This is a genomic window from Microcoleus sp. PH2017_34_RAT_O_A, assembly GCF_020737885.1.
Classification (GTDB): domain Bacteria; phylum Cyanobacteriota; class Cyanobacteriia; order Cyanobacteriales; family Microcoleaceae; genus Microcoleus.
Genome location: NZ_JAEQDD010000001.1, coordinates 46254 through 69582 on the forward strand (window position 1 = coordinate 46254; position 23329 = coordinate 69582).

26 protein-coding genes and 1 other RNA gene are annotated in these 23329 nt (G+C 44.6%); 9 read left to right on the plus strand and 18 right to left on the minus strand.

Features of this window, described 5'->3' with window-relative positions; translation table 11 throughout:
- Positions 1-66 precede the first annotated feature (66 nt).
- The 3 genes from JGK11_RS00140 (at position 67) to JGK11_RS00150 (ending at position 2396) form a co-directional block, all read left to right on the plus strand.
- Complete coding sequence (locus JGK11_RS00140; protein ID WP_293179294.1) at positions 67-1659, plus strand: DGQHR domain-containing protein; 1593 nt, start codon at positions 67-69, stop codon at positions 1657-1659.
- A 98-nt stretch (positions 1660-1757) separates the two neighbouring features.
- On the plus strand, positions 1758-2009 hold the full coding sequence (locus JGK11_RS00145) for a DUF2281 domain-containing protein (RefSeq protein WP_293190650.1): 252 nt from the start codon (positions 1758-1760) through the stop codon (positions 2007-2009).
- Positions 2010-2396, plus strand: coding sequence for a type II toxin-antitoxin system VapC family toxin (locus JGK11_RS00150; protein WP_293210152.1), 387 nt, complete (start codon positions 2010-2012; stop codon positions 2394-2396).
- Positions 2397-2504: 108 nt separating this feature from the next.
- On the opposite strand, the gene JGK11_RS00155 is transcribed toward JGK11_RS00150, so the two are convergent.
- From JGK11_RS00155 to JGK11_RS00220, 14 genes are all read right to left on the minus strand, one after another.
- A complete protein-coding gene (locus tag JGK11_RS00155) occupies positions 2505-2645 on the minus strand; it encodes a hypothetical protein (RefSeq protein WP_293179285.1) in 141 nt (46 codons plus the stop codon).
- A gap of 139 nt (positions 2646-2784) precedes the next feature.
- Positions 2785-3798, minus strand: coding sequence for an endonuclease/exonuclease/phosphatase family protein (locus tag JGK11_RS00160; protein ID WP_293198217.1), 1014 nt, complete (start codon positions 3796-3798; stop codon positions 2785-2787).
- Between the two features lie 12 nt (positions 3799-3810).
- The gene (locus tag JGK11_RS00165) at positions 3811-4281 is read right to left on the minus strand and encodes a DNA phosphorothioation-associated protein 4 (RefSeq protein WP_293179324.1); all 471 of its coding nucleotides are present in this window, start codon (positions 4279-4281) and stop codon (positions 3811-3813) included.
- Positions 4282-4361: 80 nt separating this feature from the next.
- Complete coding sequence (locus JGK11_RS00170; protein WP_293205986.1) at positions 4362-4682, minus strand: nucleoside triphosphate pyrophosphohydrolase; 321 nt, start codon at positions 4680-4682, stop codon at positions 4362-4364.
- 12 nt (positions 4683-4694) lie between these two features.
- Positions 4695-5351 carry a Uma2 family endonuclease gene (locus JGK11_RS00175; RefSeq protein WP_293210154.1) on the minus strand — a complete coding sequence of 219 codons (657 nt, stop codon included), beginning with the start codon at positions 5349-5351 and terminating at the stop codon, positions 4695-4697.
- Complete coding sequence (locus JGK11_RS00180) at positions 5341-7407, minus strand: AAA family ATPase (RefSeq protein ID WP_293190647.1); 2067 nt, start codon at positions 7405-7407, stop codon at positions 5341-5343. Before JGK11_RS00180 ends, JGK11_RS00175 begins: the two co-directional genes overlap by 11 nt.
- Complete coding sequence (locus tag JGK11_RS00185; protein ID WP_325315890.1) at positions 7404-7667, minus strand: hypothetical protein; 264 nt, start codon at positions 7665-7667, stop codon at positions 7404-7406. Before JGK11_RS00185 ends, JGK11_RS00180 begins: the two co-directional genes overlap by 4 nt.
- Before the next feature lie 356 nt (positions 7668-8023).
- Positions 8024-9391, minus strand: coding sequence for a DNA phosphorothioation system restriction enzyme (locus JGK11_RS00190; RefSeq protein WP_293190666.1), 1368 nt, complete (start codon positions 9389-9391; stop codon positions 8024-8026).
- Positions 9392-9487: 96 nt separating this feature from the next.
- Positions 9488-10057: a Uma2 family endonuclease gene (locus JGK11_RS00195; RefSeq protein WP_293179267.1), complete on the minus strand. Its 570-nt coding sequence runs from the start codon at positions 10055-10057 to the stop codon at positions 9488-9490.
- A 24-nt stretch (positions 10058-10081) separates the two neighbouring features.
- On the minus strand, positions 10082-10525 hold the full coding sequence (locus JGK11_RS00200; RefSeq protein ID WP_293179265.1) for a hypothetical protein: 444 nt from the start codon (positions 10523-10525) through the stop codon (positions 10082-10084).
- A gap of 79 nt (positions 10526-10604) precedes the next feature.
- Positions 10605-11750: a transposase gene (locus JGK11_RS00205; protein ID WP_293190646.1), complete on the minus strand. Its 1146-nt coding sequence runs from the start codon at positions 11748-11750 to the stop codon at positions 10605-10607.
- Between the two features lie 262 nt (positions 11751-12012).
- Positions 12013-12396, minus strand: coding sequence for a hypothetical protein (locus JGK11_RS00210; RefSeq protein WP_293179263.1), 384 nt, complete (start codon positions 12394-12396; stop codon positions 12013-12015).
- Positions 12397-12419: 23 nt separating this feature from the next.
- Positions 12420-12516, minus strand: an RNA gene (ffs, locus tag JGK11_RS00215) — signal recognition particle sRNA small type.
- 23 nt (positions 12517-12539) lie between these two features.
- Positions 12540-12806, minus strand: coding sequence for a YciI family protein (locus JGK11_RS00220; RefSeq protein ID WP_293179261.1), 267 nt, complete (start codon positions 12804-12806; stop codon positions 12540-12542).
- Between the two features lie 29 nt (positions 12807-12835).
- Between JGK11_RS00220 and JGK11_RS00225 the strand changes: the two genes are divergently transcribed.
- Positions 12836-13489: a 2'-5' RNA ligase family protein gene (locus JGK11_RS00225; protein WP_366053240.1), complete on the plus strand. Its 654-nt coding sequence runs from the start codon at positions 12836-12838 to the stop codon at positions 13487-13489.
- Between the two features lie 662 nt (positions 13490-14151).
- Here the strand turns inward: JGK11_RS00225 and JGK11_RS00230 are convergent.
- Both JGK11_RS00230 and JGK11_RS00235 read right to left on the minus strand, forming a co-directional pair.
- Positions 14152-15081 (minus strand): sterol desaturase family protein, encoded by a 930-nt coding sequence (locus JGK11_RS00230; RefSeq protein WP_293179259.1) that lies wholly within the window; start codon positions 15079-15081, stop codon positions 14152-14154.
- A gap of 342 nt (positions 15082-15423) precedes the next feature.
- On the minus strand, positions 15424-16110 hold the full coding sequence (locus tag JGK11_RS00235; RefSeq protein ID WP_293179257.1) for a ComF family protein: 687 nt from the start codon (positions 16108-16110) through the stop codon (positions 15424-15426).
- Positions 16111-16183: 73 nt separating this feature from the next.
- Between JGK11_RS00235 and JGK11_RS00240 the strand changes: the two genes are divergently transcribed.
- Together JGK11_RS00240 and JGK11_RS00245 are read left to right on the plus strand one after the other, a co-directional pair.
- On the plus strand, positions 16184-18628 hold the full coding sequence (locus tag JGK11_RS00240) for a putative PEP-binding protein (RefSeq protein WP_293210156.1): 2445 nt from the start codon (positions 16184-16186) through the stop codon (positions 18626-18628).
- Positions 18629-19300: 672 nt separating this feature from the next.
- On the plus strand, positions 19301-19747 hold the full coding sequence (locus JGK11_RS00245) for a hypothetical protein (protein WP_293190643.1): 447 nt from the start codon (positions 19301-19303) through the stop codon (positions 19745-19747).
- 118 nt (positions 19748-19865) lie between these two features.
- On the opposite strand, the gene JGK11_RS00250 is transcribed toward JGK11_RS00245, so the two are convergent.
- Together JGK11_RS00250 and JGK11_RS00255 are read right to left on the minus strand one after the other, a co-directional pair.
- Positions 19866-20153, minus strand: a complete 288-nt coding sequence (locus tag JGK11_RS00250) for an RNA-binding protein (protein WP_293179249.1) — start codon at positions 20151-20153, stop codon at positions 19866-19868.
- A gap of 295 nt (positions 20154-20448) precedes the next feature.
- Positions 20449-20667, minus strand: a complete 219-nt coding sequence (locus JGK11_RS00255) for a hypothetical protein (RefSeq protein ID WP_293150155.1) — start codon at positions 20665-20667, stop codon at positions 20449-20451.
- Between the two features lie 14 nt (positions 20668-20681).
- Between JGK11_RS00255 and JGK11_RS00260 the strand changes: the two genes are divergently transcribed.
- From JGK11_RS00260 to JGK11_RS00270, 3 genes are read left to right on the plus strand one after another with little or no spacing between them, the layout of a single operon-like run.
- A complete protein-coding gene (locus tag JGK11_RS00260; protein ID WP_293150157.1) occupies positions 20682-20822 on the plus strand; it encodes a hypothetical protein in 141 nt (46 codons plus the stop codon).
- A gap of 34 nt (positions 20823-20856) precedes the next feature.
- The gene (gene egtC, locus JGK11_RS00265) at positions 20857-21645 is read left to right on the plus strand and encodes an ergothioneine biosynthesis protein EgtC (RefSeq protein WP_293210158.1); all 789 of its coding nucleotides are present in this window, start codon (positions 20857-20859) and stop codon (positions 21643-21645) included.
- Entirely contained in the window at positions 21617-23008 is a 1392-nt protein-coding gene (locus JGK11_RS00270; protein WP_293210160.1) for an SUMF1/EgtB/PvdO family nonheme iron enzyme, read from the plus strand. The genes egtC and JGK11_RS00270 overlap by 29 nt, the downstream gene beginning before the upstream one ends.
- Positions 23009-23329: the final 321 nt, after the last annotated feature.

Below are 23329 nucleotides of genomic sequence, written 5' to 3' on the forward strand. Positions count from 1 at the left end.
GAGTTGACATAAATTTTAACCTATGATATTTTTGGAAACACAGCGTAAATTATATAAAAACTCCCTATGACTACCAATCCAGCGGCTGACCTCGCTATTCAATTTTTGGAAAAAGAAAATCGCGAAAGACAGGAAATCGCACTGTTATTAGACAATTATTTAGGAAAAGACGATCGCATTTTCGTACAAAAAACCCAGATGGGAAGCAGCGAAGCATACATCGGTTCAGTCACCCTAGAATGGTTAGACTCCCGCGTCCGTTTCGCCTCGCAAATGCCGCTTTTCCGGCAAAAATTCGACCTCCAAACCAACAACATCGTCCGCGACGACGAAACCATTGACGAAATTATTCAGCGCCCCTTAGATTGGTCGCGCCAAGCAGCCCTCACTCAATATTTAGCAGCCCGAAAATCCCACAAATTCCCCGCAGTTTTAGTCGTAGTCTGTCCCCCGTGGGTAGACAATCCTCACGCCCAAGAATGGGATGAAAACGGCGTCGCGACTAAATCCGCCGCTGAATTCATATCCTTTGATAAAAACGGTAATTTAGGGCTGTTGGATGTATCTCCAAAAGTCTCAATTTTTGCCTTAGACGGACAGCATCGGCTGATGGGAGTTCAAGGTTTAATGAGTTTAATTAAAACCGGAATTCTGCAAAGATACAACAAAAACAAAAAACCTGTGGGCGATGCAATTACTCTCGAAGATTTAGCCCAAGAGTATCAAATTGACCCCGAAACAGTGTATAAATTAGCTCACGAAAAAATCGGGATTGAGTTTATCCCGGCGGCTGTGGCGGGGGAAACGCGGCAACAAGCACAACGGCGCGTGCGATCGATCTTTGTGCACGTTAACCTGATGGCGGTAACTCTGAGTCAGGGACAGCTAGCATTATTGAACGAAGATAATGGATTTGCCATCTGCGCCCGCAAAATTGCCGTCACCCATCCCTTATTAAAAGAGCAAGATGATAGAAATCCCCGCGTTAATTGGGACAGCGCCACAGTCGCAGCAAAATCAACAGTGTTAACAACATTGCAAGCGCTGCAAGATATGGCCGGGCGGTATTTAGAACATAAATTCCCCCATTGGAAGCCGGAAAGAAAAGGTTTAATTCCCATGCGTCCGGAAGATGAGGAACTGAAAGAGGGAATAGAAGAGTTTCATAAATTGTTCGATCATTTAGCAACTTTGCCCAGCTATCAAAGAATTGAAAGCAGCGAAGAAACAGCAGAATTGCGCCGATTTAGTTTTGAGAAGCCTGGTGGCGAGGGCAATATTTTGTTTCGTCCAGTCGGTCAAATTGCCTTAGCTAATGCTTTGGGAATTCTAGTATTTAGAAAGAAATTGTCGCTAACATCTGTTTTCGACAAACTCCGCAGGTATGATGTGGATGAAGGATTTAGCTATATGGAGAATCCTGAGTCTGCGTGGTACGGGATTTTGTACGATCCGAATAAAAAGCGAATGCTAGTTTCTGGAAGGGATTTAGCCACGAAGTTAATTGTATATTTGGTTGCGGGAATTGAGGACGATATGGATCGGGCTCATTTGCGGCAAGCGGTGGCCCAAGCGAGGACTTTTGAGGATAAAGCTGTTAGTTTTAATAGCAGGTTTGTGCATCCAAAAGAGGTGGGATTGCCGCAGGTACTTACCTAATTTTTATTGGCCAAAAAGTCCACAGCAGGGAATACTGATAAAGCAGGAAGCAAATAGATTTTGTATAATTGAATCTGCACCTTACCTAGAACCAGATTATGACCATCGCTGAACAGATTTATGCGATCGCCAAAATCCTTCCCAAAGACCAAGCTAGTGAAATCCTCACTTTCGCTGAATTTGTCTGTGCTAAGCATTTGAGCGCGAATCAACAAACAGACACCGTAGACTCTCCGATTCCTTGGGCTGAATTTGTTTTTTCCCTGGCTGGAACTTGGGGAAAAGATTTTCCATCCATCGAGGATATTCGTGCTGAATCTGGACAAGACATTTTGCGGGAGAGTTTGTAAATGTACGTTTTGGATACAAACACCTTGATCTACTATTTCAAAGGTCAGGGACAAGTTGCTCAAAACATTGCTAATGTTTCTCCTCAGGAAATAGTCATTTCTGCGATCGTTATTTTTGAGTTGCAAGTCGGCATTGCTAAATCCAATTCCCCAGCCAAACGCACTCAACAACTTCAGCAACTTTTGAGCCGAGTTAGCGTTATTGCTTTCGATCGCGATGCTGCTCTTGCGGCTGCTATAATTCGCGCCCAGTTGGAGCAACAAGGTACTCCCATCGGCCCCATCGATGTTTTGATTGCAGGGACAGCCGTAGCCCTTCAAGGGACTCTCGTTACCCACAATGTCAAGGAATTTTCTAGAATTTCGGGACTCGCGATTGCAGACTGATATTGACTAGCTTCAAAAGTAAAATCTTGTTAAATTGATACTTTTAAAAGTATGTGCTAGTTGCTCAATTGATCTGACAATAGAACCTGAATAATGATAGTTCAGACATCAATACCATCCTAAAGTTCTGCGATCGGATGAACTTTGCCCTCTTCTACTTCCTGCGATCGCAATCAGGAGGCTGTTGAGGATATCTTCTTTAGATAGATCCTCTTCATCTTCTTCAAACAGTTGACCTAGGGATTGCAAAATCAGGGTTTCGATCGGTAAGTTGAGTTGGCTAGCTTTCTCAAGAAGCTGCTGTTCTAGGCGATCGGGATGGTGAGGGTAATTTGCATTGGGTGTGCCTCTCGATTTTAATAGTATAAAACATTTGTCACAATCTTGCTTACTTTAACAAAATTAATTCTGCTGCTACAGGTAAATGATCGGACTCCGTTGCTGGTAAAACGGAACTCGATTGAGCGCCCCAATGCTTTGAATGCCAAATATAATCAATGCGACAAACCGGATAAGTTAAGTTCAAGTTAATTCTTTTCGCAAAGAAACCGTGAGGCCAGGTAAAACCAAACCCAAACCCTGATTTGAGGAAAGCATCTTGCAAAACTTTCTGCACGCTGTCATAGTCTTGAGATTCGTCTGTCATGTTAAAATCGCCGGCGACAATTACTGGCAAAGTTTCTTGCCCAATTCGCTCTACTAAATCTTGAATTTCGGGAAAACGTTGTTTGTATTTGTAAACTGGGATTTTGATAGATGGCAATATTTGATACATTTTAACCCACGGCCCGGTTGCTTGCATATTGTAAATGACTATCTCTTCCCCTGCAAATTTAATTATTGCCCGCTGCTGCGTTTCTGGATGGTTGGCTAAGTGCAAGATTTCGCTGGATACAATTGGATATTTACTGAGAATTGCTACAGGTGGAGTGTCTATTTGATAGGGATATTCTGTTTTTAACGAAGTGAAAGCTGCGCTATGTTTGCGAACGGTTTCTTGTAAAAATATTAAGTTCGGTTGTTGTTGGTTTATCAGTTTAACTAAAGTTTGTGGCTGAGTTGCGTGCCAACCGACGTTATGCGATAATATTTTCAGGCTGGGCTGGGAATTGGCGATGCTTGTTGTTGATTCGGGGGAAAAGTATTTGAGGTGCAGCCAGCTTAGGAGTAGAATGCAGGCAATTGATGAAATAATAGAGAACCAGCGGTTTTTGATAATTGAAAATGCTAGTACGGGTAAAAATAAAATTGGCAATAAAATTAACGGAGTGAAAGTGCCAATAAAAGCCACAATCCACAGCCGATCCCAAAATATCAGTCGTAGAATCAAATAGCAGAGAATGAATGCTGAGTAGCTGTAAGCGAAAAAATTTACAGCTTTTTTTAAGTATTTATGAATCATGATTCAGTTAATTCAGAATAAAAATTTGCTTAAATCGAATTCTTCATTTGACCGATGTTTATTGTCCCTTTCAGAAATTAAGAACAATAAAAGGCGATCGGTATAATCGGCCGCGCCACGAAATTCTTCTCGCAAAATTTCCAGGCCGCCATTAGCATATTCTTCAAAAATTTGCAAGCGTTCTGCCTCTGATTTTTCGTCGAGATGGGAGAGAATTTGCGGATTTTTGGTTTCGGCGATCGCAATTAGCTTGATTGCCATATCGTAGCCCCTGGATACAAAAATATCAACATCGATTGAACCGGGTTCGCGTTTGGAAATTTCCCCTAAGGGCGATCGTTTTTTCCGCTTATTTCCCAAGGAGGCGGCGAAGGCGATGACATCGGCGTAAGTCTGGAAAGGCCCGGTTTTGTTGTCGGATAAAGTTAAGGATTTAACTAATTCGGCTTTGTCTTTAGCAATTCTAATTCTGTTAGCAGCCATTTGGTAATTGGAATTGGTAACTGTCAACTATCAATTGTCAACTGTCAACTGTCAACTGTCAACTGTCAACTGTCAACTGTTTAGAATGTTCGTAACAGCATAATTTTTTGTGCAAAACCGCCCCTGTTTTCCCGGCGCTTGGCTTGTGCGTTTAAAATGCGATCGCCCGAAATACCATAACTCGCCATCAGCGCATCTATCACCTCATACAAATCAGCCAATTCCCTTATCAAATTCTCCCCGTCAGCCGCCGCCACTTCCGCAGCTTCCTCAATCAATTTCTGCCGCAAAGCTTGACGATATTCTTCATCTGACAAAACAGCAGTTTCGCATTCATTCCCGCTTTCGCGAATAATGTCAGGAATGCGATCGCGCACCAACTTATAATACTTTTTTTCCATATCAAACTTCCTTCAACCTTGACTAAAATTTTGAATCAACCAGCGATTAATTTCTCCATCATCTTGAGTTTGACTTTGATTCAAAGCTTCCTCAACTAACGCGATTTCTAGCCCAGGTAAAACCCGCGACTGTTGAATTCTGCCACTACCTCCGCCATTAATTGCAAAGGCAAAAACCTCCCGCGTGTTTGCACGTTCAACCCAATATTCGCTAATTCCTGCGTCTTCATAAAGCAACCGCTTGTTACCCAAATCATCACTAAAAGAAGATGCGCCAATTTCTATTACCAAATTAGGCGGATCGTATTCATTCAAATTAACAGGTGAATTACTGTCATTAGGAGGAACCCTCAAATCCGAACCGATGTAGTAAGCTAGATCGGGTTGAAACTCACGAATACCTGTTTTGCGGAAACTGGCATTAGCAAATTGAACTACTCGGATATTTCTCAATGCAGCAAACAGAATAACTACATACGGGATAATTGAATTATGACGCGCGTGCAATGGCCCTACTGGTGACATTTCTACCCTCATTTGTTCTCGATCGTAATAAAACTTGCCTTTTTCCCAAGCTGAATCCTCAGTGAAGGCTAGAAACTCTTCCCATGTCGCTTTCACCCAAATATCTGTTTCCAAAACCTGCGTAATTGCCGAACTAAAAGCCATAATCCACCTCTACAATTTTTGTATATTCAAATTCATCGGGACTGCGCTTAACTAAAGCATAGCGCATCCCGCCTAGGTAGATTGAATCTTCTTGGCAATCAGCTTTAGGAGAATTGTACTCCAGTACGTATTCCTTACCGATCGCACTTTCCATCTCTTGGGCTACTTCTCCGCGCCACTGAGTTTTCGTTACCAAAACTATGAGTTGATTCGCTAGCTTTGGCAGTTTATTCGCAATTTGTTTGCGATAAATCTCGTCTAAACTGCCAAAGGGAGAATCCATGACAATGGGAAAGGTACTGCTATCCGGGCCCATCAAAGTATTTTTTTGACTCCACTCGCGCACGCCCTCAATAATCCCACCGATAAATGACAAACTGAGGATTTGATTTTCTCCCGTCGAAGCGGCGACTAGAGATTCTTTGCCTGAGGTATTTTCTACTAGGGTTAGTTCGTATTTATCGCTCAATTTGGGGATGTAAGGAGTAAAAGAAATTTGACTAAAAATATCTTGCACTCGCTTTTCTAAATGAGAACAAAACTGTTTTTCTAAACGCGATCGCACTTCTGTCAGGCGATCGATCGCATCCTGAGACGCAGCAATCCGGCGCTGGGCCAACACTTGCTTTTCCTCATTCAGTTGCTGCTTGTCGATTTGCTTGTCCAAAGCGACTATCTGGGCAGTCAAACTCTCAATCTGCTGCTGGTTAGAGCCTGTTTCTCGGTGCAAATCGCCAATTTTTGCCTCAATCTCATCCAAACGCTTTTGCAAGCGACTGACATCGCCGTTAGGGAAGTTTTTTAGCTTGGTATGAATGTCGTCTAACTGGCTTTCCACGCGAGAAAGTTCGGATCTACCGCGACTGATGTTGCTTTGTTGGCGATCGATTTCGTCCCAAAAATCAGCTATTTGGCGATCGATCTCATTTATGCGATCGCTAATTCGGATCGTAGTTTCTTCCACATCCCCAGCACCGGCTTTATTCATCCAACCCGTGACATTTTTGCAAGCTTCTGAACCCTCCACCAATTGGGCACCGCAGATACACCGCTGCTGTACTAATAACTGTTCCAAAAATGGCCGTTGAATCCCCGAAAGCAACTCGCCTTTTTCCCGCAAATCAGCGATGAGCGTTTCAAATTCAGCCGCCACATCCGACATAAATATCGTATAACCGCGCACAGAAATTTCTCTTTTTATAGCATCTAAATGGGTAGCATTTTGTTGTTTAAGCAAAGTTTGCTGCATTTCTAATTCATTCCGCAATTTTTGCAACTCAGCAGAACCACTGAGTTCCAGCAAACTAGCATTTACTACTTTTTTTAATTCACCTTGGTTGGTCAATTCTTTCTCAACTTCTACTTGCTTTTGTAAAAGTTTATCTTTTTCTTCTTGAAGCTTTTGCTTTTCTTTTAAAAGTTTCTTGATTTCGGAACCGCCAATCGTTTTTAAATCATTTTCTAGAGACTTTTTGGCTTCTCCCAAATGTCGGATAGATCGACTCAATACCTCTACTCCCAGCAATTCCTTTGTAGCTTCAGCAATTTCTTCTTTCTTGTCGTGACGGACAATTTGCTCGATTCGTTCTCCATCAAAAAAGAAATATTGATGCAGACTTTCCGGCAAAATCCGCCCGATAATATCGTCTGGATGCTGCGCTGACGGCATCCAGCGCCCGTCATCTTTTGATATTTGCAAGAATAATTCGTTCTTGCCATGTTCTACATTATTTTCACCTTTATAAACGCGGCAAGCACGTCTTACTTTATAGCGACTTGTGTCATGTTCAAAAATAATCTCTACCCAACAATCTACTTTTTTGCCAGATTTGGCTTCCGCAAGGGCGCGTTTATTGACTAATTGTTCTCCCACCGCAAAAGCTGCGCTGAATTTTTCATACAGCACCCAAGTAAAGCCGTTCATTAAAGCTGTTTTTCCGGCGCCGTTATTGCCATGAATTACTGTGATGTTTTGTTCGCCCCAAGCTAGCTTAATTTCGGGAGTTTGGCCGTAAAATTGCCGAAAATTGCACAGAACAATTGACATTAATTTCATAGAACCGCTTCCTTAATTATTTTCAAAATGTCATCGCTAATATAGCGGGGAACTCTCATATATAGTTTATCTTTTTCCAGTTCCAATACGCGCTCGATAATTTGTCTGACTTCCGGCGGTGCGCTGGTAATTGGTTGCTGTACGTCGCTCAAGTCTTTGTCAGTATGATAGCTGGAACGCTTTTCTGCTAAAATAGCGATCGGTACGGGTGCGATCGCACTATCTCCATATCTAAAAGCCATAACCAGATTTTCATTCATATTTTCAGTCATAAGAAGAAGGAAGAAGGAAGAAGGAAGAAGGAAGAAGGAAGAAGGAAGAAGGAAGAAGGAAGAAGGAAGAAGAAAGAAGGAAGAATGCTTATAGAGTTTGCTTTTGAGTTATCTGTATTTGACGTTGAATTAGGTGGATTTACTTATTTTATTGCAAATATTAAAAAATATAGGGGTTCTGCATGGCGAGAAACCCGGTTTCTACGAGTTTTGCTCTCCCCTCACGGAAAATCTACGAAGAAACCGGGTCTCTGGAGTCTGGGTGCGTCCGCGAATCAAATTAGCAACTCAAACCGCGATCGAATAATTATATCTTTTTAAGATAAACCGAACCTGAATAAATGTCAAATATCCAACAATCCGTAACGTTTTTGAATTTGCACCAATTTGACCCTAGCTTCCCCAGCATTGTCAGCTAAATCGGCAAATTCCAGGAAGCGCTTTAACTCTTTTCGCAGCAAGTTACGCTCGACTTCTAAACTTTCTCGACCCAAATCTGGAGGCAAAACTATCATATCAAATAAAGTTGCCCTTTCTTTCCCCGGATGCGGCCGCAAGATTCGTCCTCGGCGCTGAACAAACTGGCGCGGATTGCTGCTACTTGCTAAAATTACAGCATGGCGAATTGCTGGAATATCAACGCCTTCATCTAAACAGCGAATCGCGACTAAACCTTGCAATTCTCCACTCTCAAATTGTTGGCGCAATCTTTCTCTTTCTGCTAAGGGAGTCGCCGCGGTATAAGTGTTAACTCGATAGCCTAATTCTGAACCCAATAATTTTGTGGTTTCTGTGAGTTGGCGGTGATTGCTGCGGCGCGCACCTGCTTCGATCGCACCGTCGCCGCAGTAAAATAATGTATGCGATGTGTCGAGACGGTGCATCATTAGTTCTCGCAACGCTGTTAATTTATTAGCCGCCGCCCCAATCAACCTAGCCCGCTGCATTAATAAGGTTGTTAAAGCATCGTTTTCTTCTACTTTTTCCTCCCCCGACAGCGCCCAACCAATTTTTTTAGTTAAGTAGGAATATTTGCGGGTTTCGGATTCGGTCAATTCGACTAAAATCGGATAGTATAAATAATGTACTAATGCTTTTTGGCGGATGGCGTCGGCTAAGGTGAGTTCGGGCTGCAAAACAGGGCCGAAATAATCTAAGATAGCTTCAGTTCCCTGTTCGTCGAAGTGTCTTTCTGGGGTGGCAGAAAGGGCGAGGCGGAGCCCAATGTTGCGCGGTAAACTTTCTCCTAAACGAGGCGCGCCTAGGTTGTGTACTTCGTCTCCAATAATTAGGGCTTTTTCGGGGAAATACTGGATTTGCGATCGCAAACTATCCAACATTAATGTAGCGTTAGTTGTGATAATTGTGAGAAATGCGCGATCGCCCGTTAGCGAAGCCCTCGAAGAGGATCGCACTTCATACAAACCAGCAGCCAGCTTTTTTTGCCAACTGCGGGCGCTATCAAAAGCTAAAATAGGTTTTAAACCAAATTTCTCCGATTCGCGCGCCCACTGATTCACCAGATGGCAGTACGGGCAAATTACGAGCAGGACTTGAAGGTTAATTTTATTGTATAATTCAGTGGCGATCGCCAGTGCAGTAATCGTCTTGCCGCTACCCGTCGCCATCTTCAGCGTACCGCGTCCCTGATTTGCAAACCAATTATCCACCGCCTGTTGCTGATACTGTCGCAATTGCAGCGATGGCGGCATCCTCGGGAACCCAAATTCCGAATTATTGGCTGTTAAGTGATTCACCTTTAAATGCCGTTAGATGCAACTTTATCCTGATTCAACTGTAACTCATTTCTAATTAAAACTTAACAGATCGAACAAATTTGCCGCGGACAGTTGCAAATCCGACAGCACATGGAGTACAGGTAAAACATCTTCATTCTCTTTAATTTCAGGTTCCTGCTGCGGTTGAAAAACAATTACTAATTGTTCTTCCGGGTCAATCAGCCACCCCAGTTTAGTCTGATTTTTGAGACAAAACAAAATTTTGTTAATTACGCGACTGGAACTTTGATCCGGCGATAAAATCTCAATTATCCAATCCGGTGCAATTTGAAAGATATTTTCAATTTTTCCATTAGCATTCAGAGGAATCCGAGACCACTCGAATACTGCTATATCTGGAACAATAGAACGTCCATCAAAAGTGCAGCGCAGTTCAGGAAAAGCAAAAGCTAACTTTTGCGGTTCTCCCACCTGATTAATTCTATTCCCAAAACGGGTTTGCAGTGTGCTGTGTTTTCCTTGTGGCATAGCTTTTTGATAAATTTGACCATCAACATACTCGCTAGCCGGCTTCGTTTCTGGAAGCACCAAAAACTCTTCCAGAGAAATCTTGGACGGAGACTGAATTGACGTTAGCATAAGCGATTAAACCCTCAAAAACTCTTAAAAATTAACATCGCCGTCAGTTTCCCAATCAGGACAACTATCCGATTCCACACCAGTAGGGTGCATCGCACAAACCAACAAATTTCCGCCGTAAACTTGACCGTGATAGTTCATACAACCGCGACAAACCGGATGCTGCGTTGGCGAAGGGTCTACATAAGTCACAAACGACGAATCTATCTCATCAAAATCAGGCTCAAAGTCCCGGCAAATTTCGATTATTGGTTCGAGAAATTCATTTAAATAACCATCAAATTCATTTAAATAACCATCAACTTCAACAATCAGGTTATTTTGTACTTGTTCTGTAAACTCTTCCGAAATTTTTGCCAAAACGTCCAGCATTTCGACAAACTCTTCGCCGATGTCGGTGAAAAAATGCTCTACTTCAGAAACAGCATTTTCCATGACTTCAAAAAAATCTTTAGACCAATCTTCCATAAATTTGACGGCTTACTATGGCAAAATCTTTAACAGTTGACATACTCCCCGGCGTGAACGCGCGGGGATTCTTGACACTTCACGGAGATGTGCCACAAGTGGTCTTACCTTCTCTCTGTGTCCGTTTAGAGTCGTGGCAATGCCCTATCCCGACTTTGTTTATATTCTTGGCTGCATTCTCATCGCGATCGTGTTCGATACCGCAATTCAAGCATTGAACCGAGCGGATTTTTAAATCCAATTTCCCCCATCTAAAACCGCAATTTGAACAGATTTGACTTGTTGGTTCCCAGCGACTAATTACCCTAAACTCTCTGCCAAACTTTTCAGACTTAGCCTCGCACAAAGCCCTAAACTCGTACCATCCCTGTTGGCTAATTGCTCTCGCCAGTTTCCGATTTTTGACCATGCCCGACACATTCAAATCTTCCAAAATAATAGTTTGATTCTCACTAACAACTTTGGTCGATAGTTTGTGCAGAAAGTCTTTACGGGTATCCCCAATTTGATTGTACTGTTTCGCAATCTGAATGCGAGTTTTGTTTCGGCGCTTTGAGTCTTTGGGCTGCCTTGCCAACTTGCGTTGCAGTCTGCGAATTTTTCGGTCTAACTGTTTGTAGCTTGGACTTTTAGCTGATGTTCCGTCGCTCATCACTGCAAAGGTTTTAATACCCAGATCGATGCCGATGCTGTGGTTTTTAGCTTCGACAATATCGGAATTAATCTCTACAACAAAGCTCAGGAAATAACGGTTGGCACAATCTTTGATTACTGTGACAGAGCTAGGGTCTGACGGCAGTTGTCTCGACCAAATAGGACTAACATTTCCGATTTTTGCCAGATACACGGACTCACTTTTGATAGAGAAACCCGATTTGACAAAAGTTGCAGATTGACTGTTAGTCTTTTTTTTAAACCTGGGTTGACCGAGTTTTTTACCTTTTCTCTTCCCTTTTAGGGAGTCAAAATAGTTTTTGTAAGCAACATCTAATTGTTTGAGGGATTGCTGCAATGGCACGGATGACACATCTTTTAACCATGCTCTCTCTTCTGTCTTTTTAGATAGAGCTAGAGACTTGGATAGAGTGTTATAGCCGGGATATTTTCCTGACTTGCTTTGAGTTAAGGCATCATTCCAAACAACTCTCACACAACCAAACAACTGCGCTAAACTTTGGCGTTGTTGAGTGGTAGGATAGAATCTGTATTGGAATCTTGCTTTCATTGTTTGTCGTTTGTTTTACTATTCCATTCTAACAGGCTCAGTAAAATTTACCAAAAAATTAAAGCCGTCCTTAAGGACGGGGTTTTAAACCCAATTTTTTGATAAGTACAGCCTGCCTCCAGCGAAGCTATCGCACCTACTCTCAATTCTATTACCTATTGCGGTATATCCACCCACATCTGACAGAGAAGATATTCAAAAAGGGAACTCAAGATTATTATCCTGAGTTCCCTTCCTGCTTTGCTGCGCGAGCTTTTTTCGCTTAATCGCGCTTGAGCCGCCGCAATTCGTCTTGTAAATTCTGTACCTGTTCGCGGAGCTTGTCTACGCCGCCGGTTTCTTTAGTTTCTTTTGTAGAAACTTCTTCTTCCTCAGAAACAATTTCAATCCGCCGAGGTTCAGCGGGTTTTTTGTCCCCAGCAGCTTCTACAGGTGGTTGCTGCTGCTGAGCTTGTTGCACCATATCATCAACAAAGCGACGAGCTTCTTCTGTTGACATCTCACCGCGCTTCACCAATTCATCTGCCAGCTTTTGGGCTTCAGTGCGTAATTCAGTTAACTTGCTGCCAGCTTTTTCACCAGCGTAGGAAGCTAGCCCGACACCAAGGTAAACTGCTTTTTGTAAAATATCTCCGAAACCAGGCATAGGAACTACACCTCATAAAACTGGGTGAACCGGAGACCACGCCTATTACAAGCATCCCGTGTTGCTGCTACCTTCCGGTCCTGACAAGATTTGGGCGTTGGAATCGCGTGGATCCAGTTCATTTACGAGTATAACACAGTTATTTATTCTTCAACCACACACCAGTGATAAATTTCATAAATAACGCAACCGTTCTTCACCAGCGGGTCTTCAGCGACGATCGCCTTTGCCTCATCCATCGAAGCCGCCTCAAACATCAACATACCGCCGCCCCGCCTCGCCCAGTAGCCAGTTTTCGCTCGGTGTCCTTTAGAAATCAAATCTCGGACATAAGCTCTGTGAGCTGGCACGTGCTGGTCAAACACAGGCTTTTCGACAATTCCTTGCTCAATTTTGACAAACCAAGGCATTTTAAATTTTAGATTTTAGATTTGGGATTTTGGATTGTAGATTGGGAATGGGTGTTTTGGTGCGGGGCATTGAGGAAATACTCGATCGCCCGTACTCGGCCATTCCTTCCTTAATTCGATGCTATCCCATGCACCTGTCAAAACAAAGATTTTTTATAGCTTTAGTGGCGCCAGACGATATTCAAGAGCAGATTACCGAGATTAAACTGTATTTTGCCGATCGCTACAACAGCCGTGGTGCTTTGAATTCGCCACCCCACATCACACTGCAACCTCCCTTTGAACGGCCTGCGGCGGATGTGGCGCAATTAGAGGAAAGTCTCAGGGCCTTTACTGCAAATCGGCTCCCAATTCCCGTTACGCTATCCGGTTTTGCCGCTTTCGCACCCCGCGTCATTTATGCGGATATTGTCAAATCGCCCCAATTGCTGGAGATGCAAACAGATTTGATGAGTTATGTCGCGGCAAATTTAGGAATTGTCGATCGCATTTCTCAGACTCGCCCATTTGTACCGCACATGACTGTAGCGTTTCGCGATTTAACTGAGGAGAATTTTCAAACGGCTTGGCTGGAATTCGCAGCGCGCGAACTCCACTTTCAGTTTACCGCCGCTGCCTTAACCTTACTGCTTCACGACGGCAGCCGCTGGAACATCAGCCAGCAATTTCCGCTTGGCGCCTAAACTCTCTCTTCTTTCTCTTCCTTCGCGGACTTCGCGTCTTCGCGGTTCGTTTCCCCAAAAAAATCTTGCTAGCAAATCATCATCAATCAACACTTCGGACACTTTCAGAGGCGACTCGCGGGGGGCGAGAAACCGGGTTTCTACGAGTTTTTGGATTTAGTGACGAGAAATATTCATAGAAACCCGGTTTCTGAGGTTGCAAGTGCATCCACTACAAACCTATAGCCCAATACGGTTGACTTAAGATGGTCATTGCGAGGAACGAAGCAATCGCAGTATATATTTTTCATAGCGATTTACCCCCAGGGCGGTCTTAAGTAAACGGTATTGACCTATATTTCGAGTTCCCATAGGAGGTACTCATGGCCTGCGTGGCCTGCGTGGCCTCCGTGGGCATAGTGCATATCTCACCATGCTTGAGAACCGCTATATCAAATTCTGCCAATCCCGTTTCAATCGCGCTATCAATTGCGAACGGCAGTACGTATTAGAAGTATATTTGAAGGTGTGGGTTCTCAATCATGAGGTAGTTGATGTATCAGAATTCTTCAAAAACTTCCCGATCGCTAGCGCAATCATCTCTTTGTCTTCGAGATCCCGAACCGATCAAAGCTTAAGGAAAGCTTTGGATCGGCGATCGCCCTACCAGAACGAGTCGAGGTTCAATTCCCACCATCAATGCCCTTATAGGACGGCTTGAGGAGGCTCTTTTCCAGAGAAGCCACCGGGAACATAATTCCGGGCTTTTTTGTGGGATGGTTTAGCGTATTGAATACCCTGTCCCAAAATCCTTGAATGCCGTAGTTTCCCTTAAACCGAGAGTGGTGGAGATCGTGAAAATCCGAGGAAATGAAAAATATTGACAGAGAACTGTGACCTTCTAGGTTGTAAGCATTCCCGATAATAGTCCAGGCGCACAATTGAGCAATATCGTATCCGAATACAAAAACAGGCAAAACGTCTGCAACGGTGACGATAGCATATTCAAGCAGGCTTTTATGACCGGCAACAAAACTCGATGAATCCAGGAAGTCGTGATGTTTGAGATGTATTTCCTGAAAGAACTTTTTGTGAAAGAGCCAATGGGTAACGTAAAAGCAGAAATCCGCCGCAATTATTCTCATCAAGAACCATTCAAGATTTAAGAGCCAGCTATTTCCTCGATGAACTTCGGGAGCTAGGTACAGGATAATCGCTGCTGCTGCTAAACTTTTAATTTCTCCGGCCAGGATTCCTCGAACAGTAAATGCAGGGAACGGTTGTTCTTTCACTTTCTTGACTCTGACATTGAATCTTTGCCACCAAGTCTCGTTGGTTTTAAGAACTTTTTCAATAACAATACCGATGCTGTAGAATGAAACCGACCCAACCAACCAGTACAGTAAAACCTCGGCGGTAAAGTCGAGATGGATTTTGTTCGAGAGCCAATAAATTAACTGCTGGAGCAGGGTACAAGCAATAGCAACTTTGATGAAAAACTCTATTTCAAAAAACAAATTAAATAGTTTTACTATTACTTTATCCTTGAAAAGTACAGTTTTTTCAGGGCAATCATTGAGTGGGTTCGGGGGCTGAGATCCGGGACTAAGCATTGTTTTTTTTCACGTTTAGTTATCTGGGTACAAGGAAATACAGTGGCTATCGGTTTGGCAAGGTAGGTGGTGAAAGCTAAAAAGCTTGACAGTCAAATGATTCAGTGTGCCTCACCTGGTAAGAAATGCAGCAGCGCAACTTTGCTCTTCCGAAGGGAGTAAGCTGTTTTACCCTTGATTAGGGTATAATAAAAGGTTAACTCAGTCAATCACTACAGCATTTCAGCATAAGATTATAGCGGTTCTCAAGCGTGGTGAGGTATGCCCGCAGAGACCGCGGAGGCCATGAGTACCTCCTATGGAAGCTGGAAAGGCTATATTTAAAATTGAAAGTAAAACAGCTTAGCGATCGCGCCGAGGGGGACTGGCAAGTGCCACAGTTCCATAAACCGCAATTCCCGACTCTTTCAATGTTTTAATTGCCGACTTGACAGTAGTACCGCTAGTGTAAATATCATCAACCAACAAAACTGGATTGCGCGGGAGACGGCGCCGAAAATCTTTCCCCAAAATTAAAGCATCTTTCATTTCCGCTTGCCGCTGCTGTGCTGTCAGAGCGAATAAAGCCTGAGTATTTTTCACCCGCTCCAAACCGTGCCGCTGCAAAGGCAAACCAGTCAGCTCGCAAAAACTTTCCGCCAAAAGTTCCGCCTGATTGAAACCCCGTTCCTTGACCTTTGATTTGTGCATGGGAATCGGTACAACTGTTAAATTGTCAATAGCTAATTCGGGAAAACTCAGCCAAGATTCTGCCAGCCAGCCACCGAGAGGTTTTGCTAATTGTGGATTTCCTTCATATTTTAAAGCTGCGATCGCCCGTTTGAGAGTCCCGCCGTACTCCCCCCACACAAAAACACGCTGTTGGGAGGCCCAAAATCGACCGGGATCGGGTAGCTGACATTGCTGAAGTTGCTTGTAGCAGTACCCACAAAACTCCTCGGTAGCCGATCGCTGACAAAGAGGACAGTTAGACTTAAGAAATAGATTGAGAAAAGATTTGACTAATCCCGTCCAATTTCGCTCGTTCATCGTAAAATTGTGGTATGTGATTAATGGGAAAAACTATCAAAATTAAATCAGTTTCCAAGGACAGGCTCCCAGCGTGACAAATCTCTACTGGCTAGACAAAATTCAACCTTCAGACCGAGATGCAGTGGGAGAAAAAGCATTTTACTTAAGCTGTTTACTCGCCCAAAATCATCCCGCTGTACCGGGTTTTGTCGTGCCGACTACAACATTTTCGCAGTTTTTAGAGTCGATCGACTGGCTAGAACCGCTGTTGGCTGACTGGCCCCACTCTTCGCTACACTTGAATGTCGATGAACCCAGACAACTGCAATCGATCGCTCGCAGCATCCGCCACCAAATCCTCACCGCCAAACTGCCAGATGCACTACTCTCCACCCTAGAGTCTGCTGTTTGTCAGCTCAACTCCCAAGCCTTAATTTTTCGCCCTTCCCTGACTTCCTGGAACCCGAAAACAACCGGAATCCTGGAATCTCACGCAGTAAGTGCCGAACCAGAAGCCATTGAAGCCGGACTCAAACGCGCTTGGGCAGAATTGTTCAGAGCCAGAAGTCTATTTTACTGGCAGCGGTGCGGCATGAAGATACAGCAAATCAATCCCGTAGTTTTGGTGCAGCCCCTCGCCCCAGCCATCGCCGCGGGCGAGGTAAAAACTAACTGCGGTGCAGCCTGGGAAATCCAAGCCACCAGCGGTTTGGGACTGTCCCTCGCTCGGGGAGAAACCATCCCCGATTACTATCAAGTGCAGCCCGAAACAGGGGCGGTTAACTTCCAGCGGCTCGGTTACAAAACATTAGCATACAATCTCAAAACCGGGGAGGGGAAGCCGAAAAAAAAACCGCTGCTCGGGAATTGGGAAAGCCGAAAAATCACCAATTCTACATTGTTAATTCCCGATTTTGCTGGCAGTTGCGTAGAACTTTTGACGCTGGGAGAGAAATGGCAAAGTGAATACGTTTTAGAGGAATCGCAATTGCAAAAACTCATTGAATTGAGCCAAAAAGTAATCGCCGAATTTGACTGTAATGTAATCTTGGAGTGGACGCTAAACCATACAGCAAACAGTAGCGATCCGCAGTTTTATTTTACTCAAATGCGTCTTTTTAAACGGGAACAAGTGGCGCCCTCCCGGGAAAAAGCGATCGCCCAAACGCGAACTCCTGCTATCCTCAAGGGTTTGGGCGCCGCCTCAGGAAAAGCCGAAGCAATTGCCCAAGTTATGACTAATTCCCACCCAGAAAACGCGGACTTCTTAGCCGGAGGAATTTTGGTAGCCCGCACAATCGATCCGAATTGGCTGCCTTGGTTGAAAGTTGCTGCTGGGATAGTTGCCGAACAAGGAGGGATGACAGGCCACGGCGCCATTTTAGCGAGAGAATTGGGAATTCCTGCGGTTGTGGGAGTTGTCGGGGCGACTCGCGCGATCGCCTCGGGGGATTCGGTATTGGTAGATGGCGATAGCGGAGAAGTTTTTGCCCTCGCTCCACATCCGGCGATCGACACAGCAGACAGCAACCCGCTTCAGGAAACGCCAAACAATGCGGATACATACAGTACAGCAGCAAAAATGTCAATAGCCAACCACCAATTTTCAATATCAGAGCGATCGTCCAATCCCGCATCCTTACCTCGACGGGCAGAATCTCCCGAATCAGTTTGGGGCGCGCCAACGGCAACTCAACTGCTGGTTAATGTCAGCCAAACAAGTTCGATCGATCGCCTCAGAAATCTGCCCATCGACGGCATCGGATTATTGCGATCGGAATTGATGGCATTGGAAGCTTTGGACTGTCAAAACCCCAAAATTTGGCTGCAAGATGGTCGCCAATCGGAATTTGTCGATCGCATGGCAGATTGCCTCAGCTTATTTGCAGCAGCGGTAGCACCGCGACCTATATTTTATCGATCTCTCGACTTGCGCGAGTCAGGAGCCGACGGCAGTTTCGGCGATACCTTTGAACCGGAGTTATTTGATTGGGAGTTGTCCGTACTTCAAAAAGTCTGCGAGTCAGGTCATACAAATGTCAATTTAATTTTGCCTTTCATGCGCTCTGTAGACGAGTTTGTCTACTGCCACCAGCGCTTAGAAACTATTTGGAAAAATCGACCAGACCAGTTTCAAATATGGATTATGGCGGAAGTTCCTTCGGTATTATTTTTATTGCCAGATTACGTAAAAGCAGGAGTTCAAGGAATTTCCATCGGCACCAACGATTTAACTCAGTTTCTGTTAGGCATTCACCGCAACTCCCAACAGGTAGCAGGTGGTTTCAACGGACGCGATCGAGCAGTAATGAGGGCGATCGAGCAATTAATCCAACAAGCCAGGGCTGCGGGGATTCCTTGTTCCATCTGTGGCGATGCTCCAGCTTTGTATCCCGAGATAGTTGAATCCTTGGTGCGGTGGGGGATTTCGTCTATTTCGGTGAATGTCGATACTGTAGAACAGACTTACAGGGCGATCGCCCGCGCCGAACAGCGCCTGTTGCTAGATGCCGCGCGCGCGATCGTTAAAAATTAACCAGCATCCCGCCAGCCCAGCACAAAAATTATTATTGCGATGCAAACAGCAACAATATTTAACCATGATTACAAAAACCCGGTTTCTGCATAGATATATTGCCTTCCATCCTTGAGTGGTTCAGTGATACCGCATTTGGAAACCTAAATCCTCAATTAAAAACATCAGATTTTCAAGCTAGCATAGAAATATCACCGACACTTTAACCGGAGGTAGAAACAGTCAGTAACCCAGCCCTAAAGGGACTGAGCTTGCAAGAGCGATCGAGTAAGCTATGCTGACCAGCCTAAGTCTTAACTGACTACGTTATTTGAGTCACGACACCCTGTGGATACGAAGCTAGTCCCCTGCTCTGTCGCTGAAGGTTAAACAGTCTTAGGGTCACTGAGGCAGTGCTTTCAGCCTAACAAGCTCTTATAACATTGACCGACAAGCTAACATTACCCCGAAAGGGAGGCTCGACAAGAGCAAAAATTATGCGATCGCGAGTTGCAAGGTTTGAGGCGGTAACTGTCCTGCCCTTAAGTACATTACAAAAGTACACCAAATCAAGCAACTCCAAGGCGGTAATGCATAAATGGATAGAGAAAGATTCAAGGCGGTTGAAACCGCCCGTGTTGTTTTCCTCTCAGGTCTTTCATACGCTGAGCTTCCCACTTACCGAGCTTTTTTGTGAAATCAAAAATTATTGCAACCGCAGCAATACTTGCTGCCCTCGGCTGTCTGCATCCCCATCCAGCATTATCTCAACCTGCAACTGACGGCGGTACAAAACCAGGATTTTGGCAACCTCAAGCACAGGTTGACTATACTCGCAACATTACCCTGAGACTGTTAAATGAAACCGGATTAAACCTAGAATACGGTCAATCAGGTGTCGGCTTGTCATCCTTGCCAGTTGGAGCTAGCAAAAATATCATGGTTCGCGTCAGCAACCGCACCGGAGACATTGCCAATATTCCGATTAATGTCAAAGGAGGAACCACAACTTTGAAATACGACTATAACGTTGATGCCAAGGAAAACATTGTGACGGTTCGCATCACCACATCAGACGGCCGCACTAGGCAAGATCGGTCAGTTTATATTGATGAAAAAGGGCGAATTTACTCTTTTTAAAGAACGAAAATTTAATAACTTACACTCTTGAAAGTGGGATGGGGCAGAAGAGCCCGTTCTTTCTGGACGGGCGGGACGCCCATCCCACAAACTTGTGGAAGTTATTTAATTTTCATTCCTAATATCCGCTGTTCCTATTCATGCCTGGGCCTCGATTGCCCTCTTCTTTCGGTTTAGCTTTGTTCACTCGCAAGGGACGCCCCATCCACTCTGCACCGTCTAATTCGGTAATTGCAGCGTCTTCTTGGGCATCTTCCATCATCTCGACAAATGCAAAGCCGCGCATCCGACCGGTTTCCCTGTCGGTAGGTAAGACAACTCGCTTGACTGTGCCGTACTCTGCAAATACTGATTTCAGGTCTTCTTCGGTGGCGCGGTAGGACAAATTTCCAATATAGATAGTCATGTCGATCGAACTAAACTTGTTGTTGCTACATATAATAACCGGTTCATTTGACTCTCAAGTGCCATCTCGCTTAAAACTGACCAGAAAGAATTGGTTGAAAGCCCGCCCGCCCGATCGGGAGAAATTAAAATCAGACTATTCATTACTCCAATACTCGGACTTAAGGGTAGAGGTCGCTCTCCTTCTGTCAACTGTCAACTGTCAACTGTCAACTGTTGAAGGATCGCCTTTGAACTAAAAGGGTTTGCCGCACCGACAAACCCTTTCTACTGACTGCAATAGTTAGTCCTTTTGCTTAGTCGATCGAGATCGACTGAGGCCCCGTGCTTTTAGCATTGGTGGCTTCGGCTGCGGGAGGAGTGTAGGAAGTTGAACCGGCTTGCTCATCGATCCAGCTTCTAACGGGATCTTCGTGAAGGTTGAGTCGAAGCAGGCCAGAAAAAAATCCGCCCGCAAAGGCTATAGGCTGTTGGATCAATTCTTTGACCACTGGGATGAGTTCGTCGAGGAACATTCAAGAGTCTCCTTGTGCTGCTGGGGTTCTATCTTTACTGTACCGTTTGTACGGAGATGCTGGCAGCAGACTGCAAAAAAAGGGCGATCGAGCCTGTTAAAGATGGGCAAGCTCATGCTGCAAAAAACGCTTGCCGGAAAATTGTCGGCAAATGATTTACAATGCTAATCTGTTTGTTTACAAAATTTTATGTGCCGTTTGCTTGGCTACCTCGGCGAGCCGATTTTACTCGATTCTATTCTGTACAAGCCGGAACATTCGCTAATTGTGCAGAGTTACCAGCCCCGCGAAATGACTTCGGGCTTGCTCAATGCTGACGGTTTTGGTATCGGTTGGTATCACCCGCACCTCGATACCGATCCGTTTACTTATAAAAATGTACAGCCAATTTGGAACGACATCAATCTGCCGAGTATCAGCCGATATGTTGAATCCGGCTGTGCGATCGCCTATGTTCGCAGTGCAACTTCAGGACAAGCTATAGATTTGAGCAACTGTCAGCCGTTTCAACACGATCGCCTGTTGTTCGTACACAACGGCTTTGTGCAGAATTTTCGCAAAAGTCTTTACAGACCAATTCGCGATCGGCTCAACGATACCCTTTATCAATCAATTAACGGTACTACAGATTCAGAGCACATCTTCGGCTTATTTGTCAATGAATTAACAGCCAGCAATCTGAGCCTAAAAGCTGCTTTGCAAAACTGCCTGAAAACTTTGGCTGAACTAGCAAACGCTCACCAAGTTGAATTTTCAGCAAATATTATTATCAGCGACGGACAGCAGCTCGTTGCATCTCGTTTTGCTTTCCCAAAAGTCCCTCCTTCCCTGTATTGGCTGCGGGACGATTTAAATTTCCCCAATTCTGTCATCATTGCTTCTGAGCCTTTATTTGGTGGCAATTGGCACGAGTGTCCAGTCCAGAGCACGATCAGTACGGGAGTAGACGGTGAGATCGAAATCAATCCAATCTTGTAAAGAGGCAATTTATCAGGATTTGCAGCAGTGTCGCCGCGGCACTTTTCAACTATTTGCAGACATCGATTACAATACTTTCTGCCGTCAAGCCCATCCGGATTTTAGTCCGGTTGGTTGGCATTTAGGTCACATTGCTTATACTGAGGATTTGTGGCTGTTGCAGAAATGTGGTGGGTTCAAGCCAGTTTTTCCTGAGTATCACCAACTGTTTGCTGCGGATATTTTGCCGAAAAAACAACGAGTTTTTTTGCCTGCGCTACCAGAAGTTGAATTGTATCTGGATGCGGTGCGAAAAAAGGTGTTAGATTATTTGGACGTTGCGCCGATCGCACAACAGGAACGTCTCTGGCGGTTTATTATTCAGCACGAAAGTCAGCACTGCGAAACAGTTGCTTTCGTGCTGCAAATGCTAAGGAAGGAAGAAGGAAGAAGGAAGAGGGAAGAAGGAAGAGGGAAGAAGGAAGAGGGAAGTTCGGCAACGAGCAGTGTACAAGATGTAACGGATTTAACGGATAGAAGTAAGGAGGAAGAAGGAAGATTAATTCCCAATTCCCAATTCCCGATTACCAATTCCCAATTACCCATTACCAATTACCCATTACCCATTACCGATTCCCCAGAGATTGAGATTCCCGGCGGGGAATTTTATATGGGAAGCGATGCTGCTGAAACTTTGGATAACGAGCGATCGCGCCATCTGTGCGATCTAGAAGCATACGCGATCGATCGCTATCCGGTCACTTGCGGTCAATACCGAGATTTTATGACATCCGGCGGCTATCAGAACCGCGATTGGTGGTCTGCTGAGGGCTGGGAATGGCAAAAAGTTCATTTAGTCGATCGCCCGCTTTACTGGTCAGAAAACCCTGCTTTCAACAACCATCCAGTTTGCGGCGTCAGTTGGTACGAAGCCGAAGCTTACTGCAACTTCGTCGGGAAGCGCTTACCATCGGAAGCCGAATGGGAAAAAGCAGCAAGTTGGGATCCCACAAATCAGACAAAACTTACCTATCCTTGGGGAGAAACACGGCCAAATGCCAGCCTGTGCAATCACGGCAATCATCTTGCCAATACCTCCCCCGTTGATGCTTTTCCAACGGGAGCAAGTCCAGCAGGCTGTTGTGATATGTTGGGCAATGTCTGGGAGTGGACAGCTTCAACCTTTGACGCCTATCCAGGATTTGAAAGTTATCCTTATCGGGGATACTCTGAAGTCTATTTTGATGGAGAACATCGGGTTTTGAAAGGCGGGAGTTGGGCAACTTTTCCTCAGGCACTGCGATCGACTTTTCGGAATTGGTACTATCCGGGCGTGCGGCAAATTATCGCGGGTTTTCGCTGCGCCACAACTACAATCACATAGGTTTGTAGTGAGGAATGCGAGTCCTCTAATTTTATGCGGACTAAAGTCCTCACTACGAACCTGTAAGATTTAAATTTAAAAAATAAAATTTATTTCCAGTTAATTTTAGACAATATTTGTTTGTCAAACACCAAAACTTTTTTCCACTTAAAAATACTAGGTTAAAAAAGGTTTGTAAATGATTTAATAATTTAGGTTGATATTTGTTGAATTTTAATTTGTGGACGCGACTCGCCATCGGGTGAGAACATACAGAACGGAGAGCGGCCTCAAAAATCTAGCTTGAGTGCGATCTTCAGCAACGCAACTGTGTGCTATATC

Excerpts from the sequence above, each read along its gene's own strand:
- JGK11_RS00190 (WP_293190666.1), bottom strand. The coding sequence starts at position 9,391 with ATGCCGCCATCGCTGCAATTGCGACAGTATCAGCAACAGGCGGTGGAT.
- JGK11_RS00195 (WP_293179267.1), bottom strand. The coding sequence starts at position 10,057 with ATGCTAACGTCAATTCAGTCTCCGTCCAAGATTTCTCTGGAAGAGTTT.
- JGK11_RS00145 (WP_293190650.1), top strand. The coding sequence starts at position 1,758 with ATGACCATCGCTGAACAGATTTATGCGATCGCCAAAATCCTTCCCAAA.
- JGK11_RS00230 (WP_293179259.1), bottom strand. The coding sequence starts at position 15,081 with ATGCTTAGTCCCGGATCTCAGCCCCCGAACCCACTCAATGATTGCCCT.
- JGK11_RS00235 (WP_293179257.1), bottom strand. The coding sequence starts at position 16,110 with ATGAACGAGCGAAATTGGACGGGATTAGTCAAATCTTTTCTCAATCTA.
- JGK11_RS00255 (WP_293150155.1), bottom strand. The coding sequence starts at position 20,667 with ATGTTCCTCGACGAACTCATCCCAGTGGTCAAAGAATTGATCCAACAG.
- JGK11_RS00220 (WP_293179261.1), bottom strand. The coding sequence starts at position 12,806 with ATGCCTTGGTTTGTCAAAATTGAGCAAGGAATTGTCGAAAAGCCTGTG.
- egtC (WP_293210158.1), top strand. The coding sequence starts at position 20,857 with ATGTGCCGTTTGCTTGGCTACCTCGGCGAGCCGATTTTACTCGATTCT.
- JGK11_RS00185 (WP_325315890.1), bottom strand. The coding sequence starts at position 7,667 with ATGAATGAAAATCTGGTTATGGCTTTTAGATATGGAGATAGTGCGATC.
- JGK11_RS00250 (WP_293179249.1), bottom strand. The coding sequence starts at position 20,153 with ATGACTATCTATATTGGAAATTTGTCCTACCGCGCCACCGAAGAAGAC.
- JGK11_RS00205 (WP_293190646.1), bottom strand. The coding sequence starts at position 11,750 with ATGAAAGCAAGATTCCAATACAGATTCTATCCTACCACTCAACAACGC.
- JGK11_RS00165 (WP_293179324.1), bottom strand. The coding sequence starts at position 4,281 with ATGGCTGCTAACAGAATTAGAATTGCTAAAGACAAAGCCGAATTAGTT.
- JGK11_RS00175 (WP_293210154.1), bottom strand. The coding sequence starts at position 5,351 with ATGGCTTTTAGTTCGGCAATTACGCAGGTTTTGGAAACAGATATTTGG.
- JGK11_RS00150 (WP_293210152.1), top strand. The coding sequence starts at position 2,010 with ATGTACGTTTTGGATACAAACACCTTGATCTACTATTTCAAAGGTCAG.
- JGK11_RS00140 (WP_293179294.1), top strand. The coding sequence starts at position 67 with ATGACTACCAATCCAGCGGCTGACCTCGCTATTCAATTTTTGGAAAAA.
- JGK11_RS00160 (WP_293198217.1), bottom strand. The coding sequence starts at position 3,798 with ATGATTCATAAATACTTAAAAAAAGCTGTAAATTTTTTCGCTTACAGC.
- JGK11_RS00170 (WP_293205986.1), bottom strand. The coding sequence starts at position 4,682 with ATGGAAAAAAAGTATTATAAGTTGGTGCGCGATCGCATTCCTGACATT.
- JGK11_RS00180 (WP_293190647.1), bottom strand. The coding sequence starts at position 7,407 with ATGAAATTAATGTCAATTGTTCTGTGCAATTTTCGGCAATTTTACGGC.
- JGK11_RS00210 (WP_293179263.1), bottom strand. The coding sequence starts at position 12,396 with ATGCCTGGTTTCGGAGATATTTTACAAAAAGCAGTTTACCTTGGTGTC.
- JGK11_RS00200 (WP_293179265.1), bottom strand. The coding sequence starts at position 10,525 with ATGGAAGATTGGTCTAAAGATTTTTTTGAAGTCATGGAAAATGCTGTT.